Origin of the sequence: Denitratimonas organivorans, from assembly GCF_037478135.1 — a bacterium.
Taxonomy (GTDB): domain Bacteria; phylum Pseudomonadota; class Gammaproteobacteria; order Xanthomonadales; family Xanthomonadaceae; genus Denitratimonas.
In genome coordinates, this window is record NZ_JBBHDV010000011.1 from 91,851 (window position 1) to 107,642 (window position 15,792).

Below are 15,792 nucleotides of genomic sequence, written 5' to 3' on the forward strand. Positions count from 1 at the left end.
GTGGGCGGCTGATTCCGGTGCTGGTGGAAGCGCCGGCCATGCTTCGGTTTTCCGCGCTGCAACAGGGTTTTCGCTGCACTGCCGCATTTTTTCGGGAAAGGGGCTTGACATTGCGCTGAAGCCGGGTCAAGCATCGGCCCCATGTTGATTTCCGCTTACCAGCACCTGCCGCCCGCAATGCCGCGAATGCCCGGCCACGGGCTCCTTCCAGGCCTTGTACTTATTAGCCGACACCCGTGCGGAACGGCGGCTTGGGCCTGACAGAAGCAGACATCCCCAAGACACCGAAACCCCGCACCGGGAAACCGCTGCGGGGTTTTTTATTTCCGCCCTCCCGATCCGCAGGCCGCCCCTTCGCCACCTGGAACCTCCATGCACAGTGACGCCATCAAAACCGGACCCGATCACGCCGCCGCCCGCGCCATGCTGCGCGCCACCGGATTGACGGCCGAGGACATCAAAAAGCCGCTGATCGCAGTGGTGCACAGCTGGTCGGACGTGTCGCCGTGCAATCTCAATCTGCGCGAGCTGGCGCGGGAAGTGCGCGCCGGCATCAGTGCCGCCGGCGGCACCGCGTTCGAGTTCAACACCATTGCCGTGACCGATGGCATCGCGATGGGCAGTCCCGGCATGAAGGCATCGCTGGCCTCGCGCGAGGTGATCGCCGATTCGATCGAACTGGCGGTGCGCGGCCACTGCCTGGACGGCGTGGTGGTGCTGTGCGGCTGCGACAAGACCATTCCCGCCGCCGCGATGGCGCTGGCGCGGATGGATCTGCCCGGGCTGATGCTCTACGGCGGCAGCATCCTGCCCGGCTGCCACAAGGATCGTGCGGTGACGATCCAGGACGTGTTCGAAGCCGTCGGCGCGCACGCCGCCGGCAATATCGACGATGCCGAACTGGAAGCCATCGAAGGCGCGGCCTGTCCCGGTGCCGGCGCCTGCGGCGGCCAGTTCACCGCCAACACGATGGCGCTGGCGACCACTTTCCTGGGCCTGTCGCCGGTCGGCATGAACGACATCCCGGCGCCGGATCCGGCCAAGCTCGGCGCCGCCCGCGCCTGTGGCGAGCGCGTCATGGAACTGGTGCGGCAGGGGATTTCGGCGCGCAGCTTCGTGACCCCGGATTCGGTCCGCAATGCCGCCGTCGCGGCCACCGCCACCGCCGGTTCGACCAATGCCGTGCTGCATCTGCTGGCGATTGCGCGCGAGGCCGGTTTCCACTTCGCGCTGGACGAATTCCACGAGATCAGCCGCCGCACTCCGGTGATCGCCGATCTGAAGCCGGGCGGGCGCTACATGGCGCCGGACATGTACCTGGCCGGCGGTTCGGCGCTGGTCGGGCAGCGCCTGATGCAGGCCGGCCTGATCGCCGACGCGCCGACGGTCAGCGGCAATACCTTGTTTGAAGAGTTCGCCAAGGCCAGCGAGCGCGAAGGCCAGAAGGTCATCTACGACGCCGCCAGCCCGGTCAAGCAGCGCGGCGGCTACGGCATCGTCTACGGCAACATCGCGCCGGACGGCTGCGTGGTGAAACTGGCCGGACACGAGGCGCTGAAGTTCGAAGGCCGCGCCCGCGTGTTCGATGGCGAGGAAGCCTGTTTCGCCGCCGTGCAACGGCGCGAAATCAGCGCCGGTGACGTGGTCGTGATCCGCGGCGAAGGCCCGGTCGGCGGCCCCGGCATGCGCGAGATGCTGGCGGTCACCGCAGCGCTGGTCGGGCAGGGCCTGGGCGGCGATATCGCGCTGATCACCGACGGCCGTTTTTCCGGTGCGACCTACGGTTTCATGGTCGGCCACATCTGTCCGGAAGCCGCGCTCGGCGGCCCCATCGGCAAGCTGCGCGACGGCGACCGCATCGTCATCGATGTCGAAGCGCGCACCATTTCCACCGACGCCGATCTGGCCTCGCGCCCACTCGAATGGAAGCCGACGCAGCGCGAAACCTCGGGCGCGCTGGCCAAGTACGCAGCGCTCGTTTCACCAGCCTCGGAAGGCGCGGTCACTGCGTTCCCGCCGAGGCGGGAATCGGGAGTGGGGAATCGGGAATCGTAAAAGCCCGCGACGCACTCCCACATCCGCCCCACCCGATTCAACCCGATACCCCTCAACCAATCCGCACTTCCATTCCCCATTCCCCAACGGAGTTGCCCCATGAAAACCTACACCGCCGCCGACGCCAATCCCGCCGCCCTGCGCGACAAGCTGACCGTGATCTACGGCTACGGCAGCCAGGGCCGTGCCCATGCCCGCAACCTGCACGAATCCGGTTTCAAGGTGCTGGTCGCGGCGCGCCCGGATGGCGCCAGCTTCAAGCAGGCCCAGGCCGATGGCCTGGCCGTGGACACGCCGGAAAACGCGATCCCCAAGGCCGACCTGATCGCGCTGCTGACGCCGGACATGGTGCAGGCCGAGCTGTATGAAAAGGTCGTCGCGCCGCTGGCCCGTCCCGGCGTCGCGCTGCTGTTCGCGCACGGTTTCAACGTGCATTTCGGTGAAATCACCCCGCGCACCGATCTGGACGTGTTCCTGGTCGCGCCCAAGGGTCCGGGCGCGCTGGTGCGCAGCCAGTACGAAGAAGGCCGCGGCGTGCCCTCGCTGTTCGCGATCCACCAGGACGCCACCGGCAAGGCCAGGGAACTGGCGCTGGCCTATGCCGACGGCATCGGCGGCACCCGTGGCGGCGTGATCGAAACCACCTTCGCCGAGGAAACCGAAACCGACCTGTTCGGCGAGCAGGCGGTGCTGTGCGGCGGCGCCACCGAACTGGTCGTCATGGGTTTTGAAACCCTGGTCGAAGCCGGCTACCAGCCCGAGATCGCCTATTACGAATGCCTGCACGAGCTGAAGCTGATCGTCGACCTGCTGTACGAAGGCGGCATCACCCGGATGCACCAGTTCATCTCCGAAACCGCGCAGTACGGCGACCTGACCCGTGGCCCGCGCGTGGTCGACGAGCACACCCGCCAGCAGATGCGCGCGGTGCTGCGTGAGATCCAGGACGGCCAGTTCGCGCGCGAGTGGATTGCCGAGCACAAGGCCGGTCGCGGCCGCTACCAGGAACTGAAGCAGCGCGATCTGGACCACCAGATCGAATCGGTCGGTGCGCGCCTGCGCGCCAACATGAGCTGGCTGCAGGATTCGGCGAAGAAGAAGGCCGCCTGATCCCGCCCACACTGCGGAAAACCCCGGTGCCGCCTCTCCGGCACCGGGCTGCAAGCAAAGGAAACCGATACCCATGACCGCCCAGGCCCATACCGTTCCCGATACCCCGATCCGTGGCGCCGACGCCTTGCTGCGCGCGCTCGTGGCGCAGGGCGTGGACACGGTATTCGGCTATCCGGGCGGCGCCATCATGCCGGTCTACGATGCGCTGGTGGATGCGCCGATCCGCCACATCCTGGTGCGGCACGAACAGGGCGCCGCGCTGGCCGCCAACGGCTACGCGCGGCACAGCGGCAAGGTCGGCGTCTGCATGGCCACCAGCGGCCCGGGCGCGACCAATCTGGTCACCGGCATCGCCGACGCCTGGCTGGATTCGGTGCCGATGGTGGCAATCACCGGCCAGGTGCCGACCGCGCTGATGGGCACCGACGCCTTCCAGGAGGTGGACATCCTGGGCATCACACTGCCGATCGTGAAACACAGTTTCGTGATCCGCGATCCGGCCCGGATCGAGGCCACCGTGCACGAAGCCTTCCGCATCGCGCGCGAAGGCCGGCCCGGCCCGGTGCTGATCGATTTTCCGAAAGACGTGGCAACCGCGCAGGTGCCCGCCACGCCGTTCAGCCCGCCACCGGCACCGGCAGCGGAGCCGGTCGACCACAACGCGGTGCAACGTGCCCGCAGTCTGATCCAGGGTGCGCAGCGGCCGCTGTTCTACACCGGCTACGGCGTTGGTCTGGCCGATGCGCAGCCGCAGTTGCGCGCGCTGGCCAAGTCCACCGGCATCCCGGTGGTCAGCACCTTGAAAGGCTTGGGTGGGCTGCCAAGCGAAGACAAACAGTTTCTCGGCATGCTCGGCATGCACGGCACCCGCGCCGCGAATCTGGCGGTGCAGGGCTGCGATCTGCTGATCTGCATCGGCGCGCGTTTCGACGACCGTGCCACCGGCAAGCTGGCCGAATTCGCGCCCGGCGCGCGCGTCATCCATCTGGATGTGGACCCGGCCGAAGTCTCCAAGTTGCGCTATGCCAATGTGCATCTGGTCGGCGATCTGCGCCAGTTGCTACCGCTGCTGGACTGCCGCCCGCAGATTTCCGAATGGGTGGCGCAGTGCGCGCAGTGGCGCGAACAATCGCAGCCGCGCTACGACGCGCCGGGCGAGGACATCTATGCCCCGGCTCTGCTGCGCCGGCTGAGCGAAATCGCACCGCCGGAAACAGTCGTGGCCTGCGATGTCGGCCAGCATCAGATGTGGGTCGCGCAGCACTGGCTGCACCGCAGCATCAACCAGCACCTGACCTCCGGCGGCCTGGGCACGATGGGTTTCGGCCTGCCGGCGGCGATGGGGGTCAAGCTCGGCAGCCCGGACACCCCGGTGATCTGCGTCAGCGGCGACGGCTCGATCCTGATGAACGTGCAGGAGTTGGCGACGCTGCGGCGCTACGGCATCGCGGTCAAGACCGTGCTGCTGGACAACAGCCGCCTGGGCATGGTGCGGCAATGGCAGGAACTGTTCTTCGACGAGCGCTATTCGGAAACCGACCTGTCCGACAACCCCGATTTCACCGAAGTCGCGCGCGCCTTCGGCATCGCCGCCGCCAGCATCGAGCGGCGCGACCAGGTCGAAGACGCGCTGGCCGCGCTGCTGGCCGCCGACGGTCCTTTCCTGCTGCACGTGAGGATCGATCCGCAGGCCAATGTCTGGCCCCTGGTGCCGCCCAATACCGCCAATCAGCACATGCTGGATCCGGCTGATTCCGACCGTTCCAAGGAGACTTCCGATGCTTGAATTGACGCTTACGCTGGCCCCGGTCGAAGGCGCGCTGCTGCGGCTTCTCGGTCTGATCGAACGGCGCGGATTCCCGCTCGGAGCGATCCAGAGCCGGCCCACGCCGGCCGGTCTGGACGTGCGCCTGACCCTGGCCGCCGATGACCGCCCGGGCGATGTGCTGCTGCGTCAGGTGCAGCGCCTGCACGACGTGCGCCAGGCGCGCATGGACTTCATCCAGCCGCAGCCGGTCGCGCATCTGCGCCGCGCCGCAGCTCCCGTTTTTACCCGCGTCGATGCCGCCGGCACGCGCGATTCCCAGACGCTGACTTTCCCGGCAGGAGGCCAACCGGCATGAGCGAAGATTTCGTACGCATTTTCGATACCACCTTGCGCGATGGCGAACAGTCGCCCGGCTGTTCGATGACCACCCCGCAGAAACTGATCCTGGCGCAGCAACTGGCCGATCTGGGCGTGGACGTGATCGAAGCCGGCTTCGCCGCCGCCAGCCCGGATGATTTCGCGGCGGTCAAGGCGATTGCCGGCGTGGTCAAGGGCAGCACCGTGGCCGCACTGGCGCGCTGCCAGCAGCACGATATCGAGCGCGCTGCCGCCGCCGTGGAAAACGCGGAAAAGCCGCGCATCCACACCTTCATTGCGACCTCCGACCTGCACATGGAACACAAGCTGCGAATGAGCCGCGAGCAGGTGCTCGCATCCATCGCGCAGCATGTTTCGCTGGCACGTTCGCTGTGCGAAGACGTGGAGTTTTCCGCCGAAGATGCCTCGCGCTCGGACCAGGAATTCCTGGTCAAGGCGATCGAAGCCGCGATCCAGGCCGGTGCCACCACGATCAATATCCCCGATACCGTGGGCTATGCGGTGCCGGCCGAATACGGCGCGCTGTTCGCGTATGTGAAGCAGCACGCGCGTGGCGTGGAAAACGTGATTCTGTCCTCGCACTGCCACGACGACCTGGGTCTGGCCGTGGCCAATTCGCTGGCCGCCATCGAGAACGGCGCGCGTCAGGTGGAGTGCACCATCAACGGCATCGGCGAGCGTGCCGGCAACGCCGCGATGGAGGAAATCGTCATGGCACTGCGCACCCGCCCCGGTTTCTACGGCGTGCAGACCCGCATCCGCACCCAGCGCCTGTATCCGGTGTCGCGCCAGCTGGTGGCGCTGACCGGCAGCCAGATCGCGCGCAACAAGGCCATCGTCGGTGAAAACGCCTTCGCGCACGAGAGCGGCATCCACCAGCACGGCATGCTGCGCAACCGCTCCACCTACGAAATCATGTCGCCCGAGGATGTCGGCGTGCCGCGTTCCTCGCTGGTGCTGGGCAAGCACAGCGGCCGCGCCGCGTTGGCCGACCGCTTCAAGGCGCTGGGCCACGAACTGGATGAGGAAGCGCTGAATCGCGCCTTCGTTGCCTTCAAGGACCTGGCCGACCGCAAGAAGGAAGTCTTCGATGGTGATCTGGAGGCCATCGCGCTGGGTTCCAGCGGCGATGAAACCGGCCCCTGGCGCCTGACCTCGATCCAGCTCGGCGGCCGCATCGGGCAGGGCGCCAGCCCGGAAGCGGTGATCGAAATGGTGCACGAGGACGGCCGCAGCGTGCGCCAGAACGCACTCGGCGACGGCCCGGTGCACGCGCTGTTCTCGGCGATCGAATTCGCCACCGGCTTCCACTACGGTCTGAGCGACTACCAGGTGCGCTCGATCTCGACCGGCGAAGATGCACAGGGCGAAGCCCGGGTGAAAGTGCACGCCGAAGGCCGCGACTACCATGGACGCGCGGTTTCCACTGACGTGCTGGAAGCCAGCGCGCTGGCCTTCCTGGAAGTGGTGAACAGCTTCGAACGCCGGCGCCAGTTTCTGGCGCAGAGCGCGGCGGCCTGAGGTAATGCAATGACCGCTGCACGCACTATCATCGACAAGATCTGGGATGCCCATTGTGTCCGCGCCGAATCGGACGCGGCTCCGGCCATCCTCTACATCGACCTGCACCTCGTGCACGAAGTCACCACGCCGCAAGCGTTCGATGAACTGCGTTCCCGTGGACTGACGGTTCGGCGTCCCGAACGCACGTTGGCAACGCTCGACCATTCCACCCCGACGCTGCCGCCCAATCCGGACGGCTCGCTGCCGTATGACAGCGAAGCCACCGCGAACCAGGTGGCGACGATGGAACGCAACTGCGCCGAGTTCGGCATCACCCTGCACGGCTTCGGTTCCGGCCAGCGCGGCGTGGTGCATGTGATGGGTCCGGAACTGGGCGCCACGCAGCCGGGCATGACGATTGTCTGCGGCGATTCGCACACCGCCACGCATGGTGCGTTCGGCGCGCTCGCGTTCGGCATCGGCACCACCGAAGTCGGCCATGTGCTGGCCACGCAATGCCTGCTGCAGCGCCGCCCGAAAACGCTGGCCGTCACCGTCAACGGCAGGCTGCGCCCGGAGGCCACGGCCAAGGATCTGATCCTGCACATCATCGGCGTGCTGGGCATGGATGGCGGCACCGGCCACGTCATCGAATACCGCGGCGAAGCCATCCGCGCGCTGTCGATGGAAGGCCGCATGACCCTGTGCAATATGAGCATCGAAGCCGGCGCGCGCGCGGGCCTTGTCGCACCGGACGAGACCACCTTCGCCTATCTGCGCGGCCGCCCGAACGCACCGCAGGGCGCGGAGTTCGACAAGGCCGTTGAGCGCTGGAAAACCTTTGTCGGCGACGAGGGCGCGCGCTTCGACCGCGAAGTCATCATCGATGCCGCCGACGTGGCCCCGACCATCACCTGGGGCACGAATCCCGGCCAGGTCGTCGCCATCGACCAGCCGGTACCGGCCGCACGCGACGACATTGCGCAGCGCAGCCTGTCCTACATGGGCTTTGCCGGCGGCGCGCCGCTGCTGGGTCAGCATGTGGATGTGGTGTTCGTCGGTTCCTGCACCAATGGCCGCATTTCCGACCTGCGCGCCGTGGCCGATGTGCTGCGCGGAAACACGATCGCCGCGCATGTGCGGATGCTGGTGGTGCCCGGTTCCGATGCGGTCAAGCGCCAGGCCGAAGCCGAAGGGCTGCACGAGATCATCCGTGCCGCCGGCGCGCAATGGCGTGAGCCGGGCTGCTCGATGTGCCTGGGCATGAACGGCGATCAGGTCGCCGCTGGCGAACTGTGCGTTTCCACTTCCAACCGCAACTTCGAGGGCCGCCAGGGCAAGGGCGCGCGCACCGTGCTCGCCAGCCCGGTGACCGCCGCCGTCTGCGCCATTGCCGGCGTCATCGCCGATCCACGTGATTTCACTGTCGGGGAGGCCGCCTGATGGAACCGTTCGTTCGCTTTGAATCCATCGTCGCGGTGCTGCCGGAAGAAAACATCGACACCGACCAGATCATCCCGGCACGCTTCCTTACCACCACCGAACGCGCCGGCCTGGGCCGCGCCTGCTTCGCCGACTGGCGCTTCGATACGCAAGGCAACGATCGCCCGGATTTCCCGCTGCACCGCCCGCAACTGCGCGGCGCCGGCATCCTCGCCGCCGGCCGCAACTTCGGCTGCGGCTCCTCACGCGAGCATGCGCCGTGGGCCTTGCTGGACTACGGCATCCGCGTCGTCATCTCCACCCGCATCGCCGACATCTTCCGCAACAACGCACTGAAGAATGGCGTGCTTCCGCTGGTCGTGGATGAGGCAGACTGGCAGCGCATCGCCGGCTTCGAAGCACAAAAGATCGTCGTCGATCTGGAAGCCCTGCACATCGAACTGCCCGATGGCAGCAACATCGGTTTCGAGGTCGAAGCCTTTGCCCGGCAATGCCTGCTGCAAGGCGTGGACCAGCTCGGCTACCTGCTGCTGCAGCAAGACGCCATCGATGCATTCGAAAAAACGCGTGCCGCCTGAGCGCCTTCGCCCACCCGCCATGCAACCACGCCCACCCTCGCCAAAAACCAGATCCCTCTCCCCTGCTTGCGGGGGAAAGGATTGGGGTGAGGGGGCGAGCAGCGTAGCGGCGAGTGCTTTCGCAATGCTCGCCAGCGAGTACCCTTCAGGCCGGGCACGTTGCGCCTGCTGACAGATCGGATACTCCGATGAAACCTTTTCACCTGCTGCTGACGACGTTCCTGACGGCCACATTCGCCGCCATCGTTCCAGTTCATGCCGCTGACCCGACTTACACCTCGTGCCAAACCACCGAAAGCCTGCCGCCGCCGGGTGGATGGGGAGAGCTGGATGCCGAACTTCCGTACAGCGCGTTCCGCCTGGCGATCCTGCCGGATGCGGGGCGCAGCCCCGGCAATTTCGTCGCCACCATCGTCAAGCACAGCACCGCCACCATCGAACTGCGGCGCCCGGGTCGGGTCTGCGCTCTGACACTCGGGTTGGATGACTGCCCGGCTATTGGCGAAGTTGCGAAGGCGGTGGAGCAACTGGAGGTAGGCATCGCCCATCAGCATGCCGCTGAACCGGATCGCATCGTTCTGCATGGCACCGGCTACCAGATCCAGGTGCGCGGTTCGGCCGGTCAGCGCCATTCCCTTTATTACTACGGCGAACACGACAACCCGATTGCAGGCTTCCTGCACGACGCGCGCGAGCGTCTGCTTACCTGTGTGCCGGATTCGGCGCGCGACTTCATTGATTCACCTTCAGAGTCATGAAGGCAATGCCGACCGTCCGCCACAGGGCCGGTATCGGTTTGCCCTGACCATCATTCCCAGCAGACAACCATCCCCATGAAAGCCACCTTCACCCTCCTCCCCGGCGACGGCATCGGCACTGAAGTCATCGCCGAAGCGCGCAAGCTGCTTGCCGCCATCGCCACCCGCTTCAACCACGACTTCACCCTCAAAGAAGCCCTGATCGGCGGTGCCGCGATTGACGCCAGCGGCGATCCGCTGCCGCCTGAAACCATCGCGCTGTGCGAACGCGCCGATGCGGTGCTGCTCGGTGCCGTGGGCGGGCCGAAGTGGTCTGATCCGAATGCACCGGTGCGCCCGGAGCAGGGCCTTTTGAAACTGCGCGCCACGCTCGGCGTCTACGCCAATCTGCGCCCGGTCGCGCCGCATCCGGTGGCCGCCAAACATGCGCCGATCAAGGCCGAACTGCTGCAGGGTGTGGATCTGTTGTTCGTGCGCGAGCTCACCGGCGGCGCGTACTTCGGCGAGAAGGGCCGTGAGCGGGATGGCCAGGTCGCGTTCGATGTCAGCCGCTATTCGGTGGCCGAAGTGGAACGCGTCACCCGCCGCGCTGCGCAGCTGGCGCGTGGCCGTCGCAGCAAGATCACCCACGTGGACAAGGCCAACGTGCTGGAAACCTCACGCCTGTGGCGCAGCGTGGTCACGCGCGTGCTCGGCGAGGAGTTCCCCGACATCGAATTCGAGCACGTGCTGGTGGACGCGATGACGATGTACCTGCTGCATCGGCCGGCCAGCTTTGACGTGATCCTCACCGAAAATCTGTTCGGCGACATCCTCACCGACGAAGCCTCGGTGCTGGCCGGCTCGATGGGCCTGCTGCCTTCGGCTTCCATCGGCGATGGCAAGGCCGGTCTGTACGAACCGATCCACGGCTCGGCTCCAGACATCGCCGGCAAGGGCATCGCCAATCCGTATGCCACGCTGCTGTCGGTGGCGCTGGCGCTGCGTCATTCGCTCGGCCTGGAAGACGAGGCGCGCGTGGTCGAGGCCGCCGTTTCGCAGGCGCTGGATGCCGGCGTGCTGACCCACGACCTTACCGCCGAAGGCGCCGTTTCCACTTCGCAGGCCGGCGATTACGTCGCCGCAAAAGTGCGCGACGCCGGCTGAATCCGCTTCGCCCCCCTCTCCCCCGCTGGCGGGGGAGAGGGCTGGGGTGAGGGGGCAAACACCGCAGGATAAAAACACCAACAGAGAACCTCACCGCATGAACCGCCCCCACCCCGCCATCGATGACGCCAGCGCCTGGCTGCGCGCGATCCTGACCGCACCGGTCTACGACGTGGCGCAGCGCACACCGCTGGATCCAGCGCGGCGGCTGTCACGCCGGCTGGGTGAGACCATCCTGCTCAAGCGCGAAGACGAGCAGCCGGTGTTCTCGTTCAAAGTGCGCGGCGCCTACACCCGGCTGGCGCGGCTCACGCCGGAAGAACGCGCGCGCGGTGTGCTCGCGGTATCCGCCGGCAACCACGCGCAGGGTGTGGCGTTGGGCGCGCGCGAACTCGGACTGGATGCGGTCATCGTGATGCCGGCCACCACGCCGCGCATCAAATCCGACACAGTGCAGGCGCTCGGCGCGCGTGCCGAGCTGCACGGCGATTCCTACGACGATGCCGCCGCGCACGGCATGGAACTGCTGGCGCGCGAAGGCCGCACCCTGATCCATCCCTACGACGATCAGGACGTGATCGCCGGGCAGGGCACCGTCGCGATGGAACTGATGGCCGACCACCACGGCCGCATCGACGCGGTGTTCATTCCCGTCGGCGGGGGCGGCCTGGCCGCCGGCATGGCGACCTACATCAAGGCGCTGGACCCTTCCATCCGCGTGATCGCGGTGGAACCGGACGACGCCGCCTGCCTCAAGGCCGCCTGCGAGGCCGGGCACCCGGTGCGGCTGGACCACGTCGGCATCTTCGTCGATGGCTGCGCGGTGCGTGAGATCGGCGCGCTGCCCTTCGCACTGCTGCGCGGGCGCATTGATGAAGTGATCACCGTCGATGCCGACCAGGTCTGCGCCGCGATCCGCGACGTGTTCGAAGACACCCGCTCCATCGTCGAACCCGCCGGTGCGCTGGCCGTGGCCGGCATGAAACGCTGGTGCGCGGAAAATCCCGGCAGCGGCCGCACCCTGGTCGCGGTGCTCAGCGGCGCCAACATGAATTTCGACCGGCTCGGTTATGTTTCCGAACGTGCCGGCATCGGCGAACAGAACGAAGCGATCTTCGGTGTCACCATCCCGGAGCGGCGCGGCGCCTATCTCGAGCTGATCCGCGCACTGGGCCAGCGCGCCATCACCGAATTCAATTACCGCTACCACGGCCCCGGCCAGGCGCAGATCTATCTGGGCGTGCAATTGAAAGGTGGCGCCGCCGAACGCACCGCATTGCGCGACATGCTGGCCGGGGCCGGCTATCCCGTCGCCGATTACACCGAAAACGAAACCGCGCGCCTGCATGTGCGCTATCTGGTCGGTGGCCCGGCCCCGCTGCAACGCGAACGCCTGTTCCGCTTCGAATTCCCCGAACGCCCCGGCGCACTGCGGCATTTCCTCGAAACCCTCGGCAGCCACTGGAACATCAGCCTGTTCCACTACCGCAACCACGGCGCCGCCGATGGCCGCGTGCTGTGCGGCTTCGAAGTGGCCGAACCCGACGACACCGCCTTCGCCGCCGACCTGGAAAAACTCGGCTACTGGTACACCGAAGAAACCGGCAACCCCGCACTGCTGCAATTCGGCCTGGGCAGCGCATAGCACCGGATCCGGCCACAGGCATTTACCGATCCAGCGGGCTGCGTACTCCGTGCCCGCCGCGATTGAGTACATGGGTGTAGATCTGTGTGGTGGCCACATCCTTGTGCCCGAGCAACTCCTGGATGGTGCGGATATCCTGACCGGCCTCCAGCAGGTGCGTGGCGAAAGAATGCCGCAGCGTGTGGCAACTGGCAGGCTTGTCGATGCCAGCCAGGCGCACCGCACGCTTCACCGCCTGCTGCAATACAGACGCATCCAGATGATGCCGCCGGATCTGGCCCGAACGTGGGTCAGTGCTGCGCCTGGACGCGGGAAAGACGTATTGCCACGCCCACTCGCGCCCGGCATTGGGAAACTTGCGCGCCAGCGCATCCGGTAGCCACACCTCGCCCAACCCCGCCGAAAGGTCGCGCTCATGCATGCGTCGCGCCTCGCGCAGCTGATCCTGCAGCGCCTCCACCGCCATCGCCGGCAACATCGTGCGCCGATCCTTGCCGCCCTTGCCTTGCCGCACCGTGATCTCGCGCCGACCAAAATCCACATCTTTCACCCGCAGCCGCAGGCACTCCATCAGCCGCAGCCCGGCACCGTAGAGCAATGCCGCCCCCAGCCACGTCACCCCGCTCATCCCGTTGAGCAGGGCCATGACTTCGTCGCGGCCCAGCACCAACGGCAGCCGCTCCGGTTTTTTCGCCCGCTTGATGTCGGCCATCCACGGCAACTCGATGCCCAGCACCTGCCGATACAAAACAGCAAGGCCGCCAACGCCTGATTCTGCGTCGACGCCGAGACATTGCCTTGAACAGCAAGTGTCGTGAGGAAGCGCTCCACCTCCATCGCGCCCATCTCGCGTGGATGACGCACGCCATTGGCGAGAATGAAACGCCGCGTCCAGCCGACATAGGCCTCCTCGGTGCGCGATGAATATCCCAGCCGGCGCACCCGCTCCCGAACCTGATCCAGCAGCTTCGGCGGCTTCCCACCGCCTTGTGCCGCGTCCGGCTTGCTTGCCGCTCCAACCACCCTGTGCGAGGATCGCTGCATGACGCCTTCCTGAACCACAAATGCGGGCAGATTAGGCGGTGGGATTAGGCGGTGGAATCCGACAATCCCTTGATCAAGGGTAGGATTTTTTCCAAACGTGCTGCGATACCACGGATTAGGTTGTGGGATTACGCGGCGATGTATCATCTAATTGTAGTTAGGCAATAACGCATACACGCCCGCTATTGCGGAGAAGTTGAGCAATAGATAAGAAGAACAGGAGCCGTTGGAAGTGAGACTTAGCAAAGCGCGCATTCGGATGTACCGCAGCATCCGAGACACCGGAGAATTCGAGGTCGAAAACGGCAAGACTATCCTCGTCGGCCCAAACGAGGCCGGTAAAACGGTCATCCTTCAGGCGCTCCAGCAGCTCAACAAGCCGAAGGAGGTCGCAGGATTCGACGCGCTGCGCGACTACCCGCGGTCAGATTACGATGACATTAAGCGAGGTTTGGTGGATCCCGCCGACGTCACGGTCGTCGAGGGTCATTTCAAGCCTGATGAAGACGACCTCATAGGCCTTCCGGAAGCTTACAAAGACTGCACGTACGTCCTTGGCCGTAACCTCGACAACAGCGCTTGGCACCATCTCGACGGCGCTCCGGCCATTCCGACATTCGGCTCGTTGGCAAAGGATCTCAATCGGTTGTCCGCGCACGTTGACGCGCGGAAGAATCCTGATGAGCCTGCACCGAGTACTGCGCTCGCGGAGATCACGGCGGGTTGGAATGATTCAACCTCCCTCAGCGGCGAACGGGCGACAAAGCTTAAATCATGGCTTGAAAAGACGCTGCCGCTGATCGACGAAGCGAACCGCTCCGAGGACGAGCGCTACGACCGCCTTCGTGCAGCGTGCAGCGTTGTCGAAGAGCGAGTTGCCGTACTCAAGCACTTTGAGAAGCGTATTCCAGTCTTTGTCCTTTTTAACAACTATTTCCGTGTACGCCCGCGGATTCACCTCGCACATCTTGCGCAGCGTGTCGAGAGCGGCGTACTCGACGACGAACAGTACGACTACGGGAACCTTTGCCTCCTCAAGCTTCTGGGGTTTACCGCAAGGGAACTCGCTGATATCGGGAACACTCCCCAGCCAAAGCCCGGCGACTCAGCAGCACTAAAGTCGTACAAAGACAACCTCGATTCGCGAAGCTACCAACTCAACGCGGCGAGTGTGAAGCTCACCCGAGAGATCGTTTCGGTCTGGATGCCGAATCCTGACCGCGCGGAGGCAGACCGGCTCCGCATCCAGGCAGATGGGCAGTACCTGAAAGTCGTGGTTGAGGACGAACTGGGCGTTGAGATAGAGCTAGACCAACGTTCCGAAGGGTTTCAGTGGCTCGTCTCGTTTTTCGTAGTGTTCTTCGCGGAGGCTGCAGAGAAGCACAAGAACGCAATCCTCTTGCTCGATGAGCCTGGCCTAAACCTTCACGGGCTCAAGCAACGGGATTTCCGAGAAACCATCTCGCGCCTCGCTGAAAACAATCAGACTCTTTACACGACGCACTCACCTTTCCTTGTTGGCCCCGATGAACTGGACATTGTGCGTGTCGTTGACATGACGAACCGAACCGTCGGAACTAAGGTCCACAGGAGTCTGACGACTGGAGATCCCGCAGCATTGCTCCCGCTCCAGGAGGCTCTCGGATACGACCTGGCGCAGAGCCTCTTCTCTCAGACACGAAACCTTATTGTGGAGGGTCTGACAGACTACTGGTATTTGGAGGCCGTCGCACAGCTTCTCCGTGCCTCGGGCGACGCTGATCTCGACCAGAAGATCGCACTCGTCTTCGCAAATAGCGCGGGGAAGGTGGTGTACTACGCAACCATCCTGCACGCGCATAAGTTAAAGGTTGCTGCGCTCCTCGACTCAGACGCTGCGGGCGATCAAGCCGCTCAGCAGGACACTCTTGTCTACACGCTTGGGAACAAGAAGATCCTCCGGACGAAGGATTCCTACATGGGCACTGTCACCAAACCGGAAGTCGAGGATCTTCTCCGGGAAACGTTGGTGCAGGTCGCTCGCAATGATCTCGGCTGGGATGTCACGGCTGCGGCTGCGTCTCAGGTTTCTCGCCCGATCGTGGACGTCTTTGCAGCCGAAGTCGCCGACTTCTCCAAGTACAAACTAGCCAAGGCTTTCTTGCGCTGGGCACGATCACATGAAGCATCCGACCTGACAGAAGACGAGCGGAAACAGTGGGCTGGATTGATTGGCTCGATCAACAAAGCCCTGAAGTAAGAAATTGCCACGGCGGTGTCACCGGTGGTAAGTGCAACCATGATATGCAACAGGAAAAACAGCCTAACCAGTAGCTAGAGCCGACGGCTACGCCGCGGCTCAGCTTTGCGTTGGGCGTCGAG

At 65.1% G+C, this 15,792-nt stretch carries 11 protein-coding genes and 1 pseudogene; 11 read left to right on the forward strand and 1 reads right to left on the reverse strand.

Annotation, left to right across the window (positions count from 1 at the left end):
• Nucleotides 1–372: 372 nt before the first annotated feature.
• The 10 genes from ilvD (at nucleotide 373) to ilvA (ending at nucleotide 12,387) form a co-directional block, all read left to right on the forward strand.
• On the forward strand, nucleotides 373–2,055 hold the full coding sequence (gene ilvD / locus WDB66_RS11750) for a dihydroxy-acid dehydratase (protein ID WP_339398781.1): 1,683 nt from the start codon (nucleotides 373–375) through the stop codon (nucleotides 2,053–2,055).
• Between the two features lie 99 nt (nucleotides 2,056–2,154).
• Nucleotides 2,155–3,165 (forward strand): ketol-acid reductoisomerase, encoded by a 1,011-nt coding sequence (gene ilvC, locus WDB66_RS11755; protein WP_339398782.1) that lies wholly within the window; start codon nucleotides 2,155–2,157, stop codon nucleotides 3,163–3,165.
• A 73-nt stretch (nucleotides 3,166–3,238) separates the two neighbouring features.
• Nucleotides 3,239–4,954, forward strand: a complete 1,716-nt coding sequence (gene ilvG / locus WDB66_RS11760; protein WP_339398783.1) for an acetolactate synthase 2 catalytic subunit — start codon at nucleotides 3,239–3,241, stop codon at nucleotides 4,952–4,954.
• A complete protein-coding gene (locus tag WDB66_RS11765) occupies nucleotides 4,947–5,291 on the forward strand; it encodes an ACT domain-containing protein (protein ID WP_339398784.1) in 345 nt (114 codons plus the stop codon). Before ilvG ends, WDB66_RS11765 begins: the two co-directional genes overlap by 8 nt.
• A complete protein-coding gene (locus WDB66_RS11770) occupies nucleotides 5,288–6,835 on the forward strand; it encodes a 2-isopropylmalate synthase (RefSeq protein WP_339398785.1) in 1,548 nt (515 codons plus the stop codon). The genes WDB66_RS11765 and WDB66_RS11770 overlap by 4 nt, the downstream gene beginning before the upstream one ends.
• A 9-nt stretch (nucleotides 6,836–6,844) precedes the next feature.
• Nucleotides 6,845–8,260: a 3-isopropylmalate dehydratase large subunit gene (leuC, locus tag WDB66_RS11775; protein WP_339398786.1), complete on the forward strand. Its 1,416-nt coding sequence runs from the start codon at nucleotides 6,845–6,847 to the stop codon at nucleotides 8,258–8,260.
• Nucleotides 8,260–8,838 (forward strand): 3-isopropylmalate dehydratase small subunit, encoded by a 579-nt coding sequence (gene leuD, locus WDB66_RS11780; protein ID WP_339398787.1) that lies wholly within the window; start codon nucleotides 8,260–8,262, stop codon nucleotides 8,836–8,838. Before leuC ends, leuD begins: the two co-directional genes overlap by 1 nt.
• A gap of 188 nt (nucleotides 8,839–9,026) precedes the next feature.
• On the forward strand, nucleotides 9,027–9,596 hold the full coding sequence (locus WDB66_RS11785; protein ID WP_339398789.1) for a hypothetical protein: 570 nt from the start codon (nucleotides 9,027–9,029) through the stop codon (nucleotides 9,594–9,596).
• Between the two features lie 75 nt (nucleotides 9,597–9,671).
• Nucleotides 9,672–10,742, forward strand: coding sequence for a 3-isopropylmalate dehydrogenase (gene leuB / locus WDB66_RS11790; RefSeq protein ID WP_339398790.1), 1,071 nt, complete (start codon nucleotides 9,672–9,674; stop codon nucleotides 10,740–10,742).
• A gap of 97 nt (nucleotides 10,743–10,839) precedes the next feature.
• Complete coding sequence (gene ilvA, locus WDB66_RS11795; protein ID WP_339398791.1) at nucleotides 10,840–12,387, forward strand: threonine ammonia-lyase, biosynthetic; 1,548 nt, start codon at nucleotides 10,840–10,842, stop codon at nucleotides 12,385–12,387.
• Nucleotides 12,388–12,409: 22 nt separating this feature from the next.
• Here ilvA and WDB66_RS11800 read toward each other — a convergent pair.
• Nucleotides 12,410–13,431: pseudogene (locus WDB66_RS11800) on the reverse strand (integron integrase).
• Nucleotides 13,432–13,690: 259 nt separating this feature from the next.
• Between WDB66_RS11800 and WDB66_RS11805 the strand changes: the two are divergent.
• Complete coding sequence (locus tag WDB66_RS11805) at nucleotides 13,691–15,670, forward strand: AAA family ATPase (RefSeq protein ID WP_339398792.1); 1,980 nt, start codon at nucleotides 13,691–13,693, stop codon at nucleotides 15,668–15,670.
• Nucleotides 15,671–15,792 lie beyond the last annotated feature (122 nt).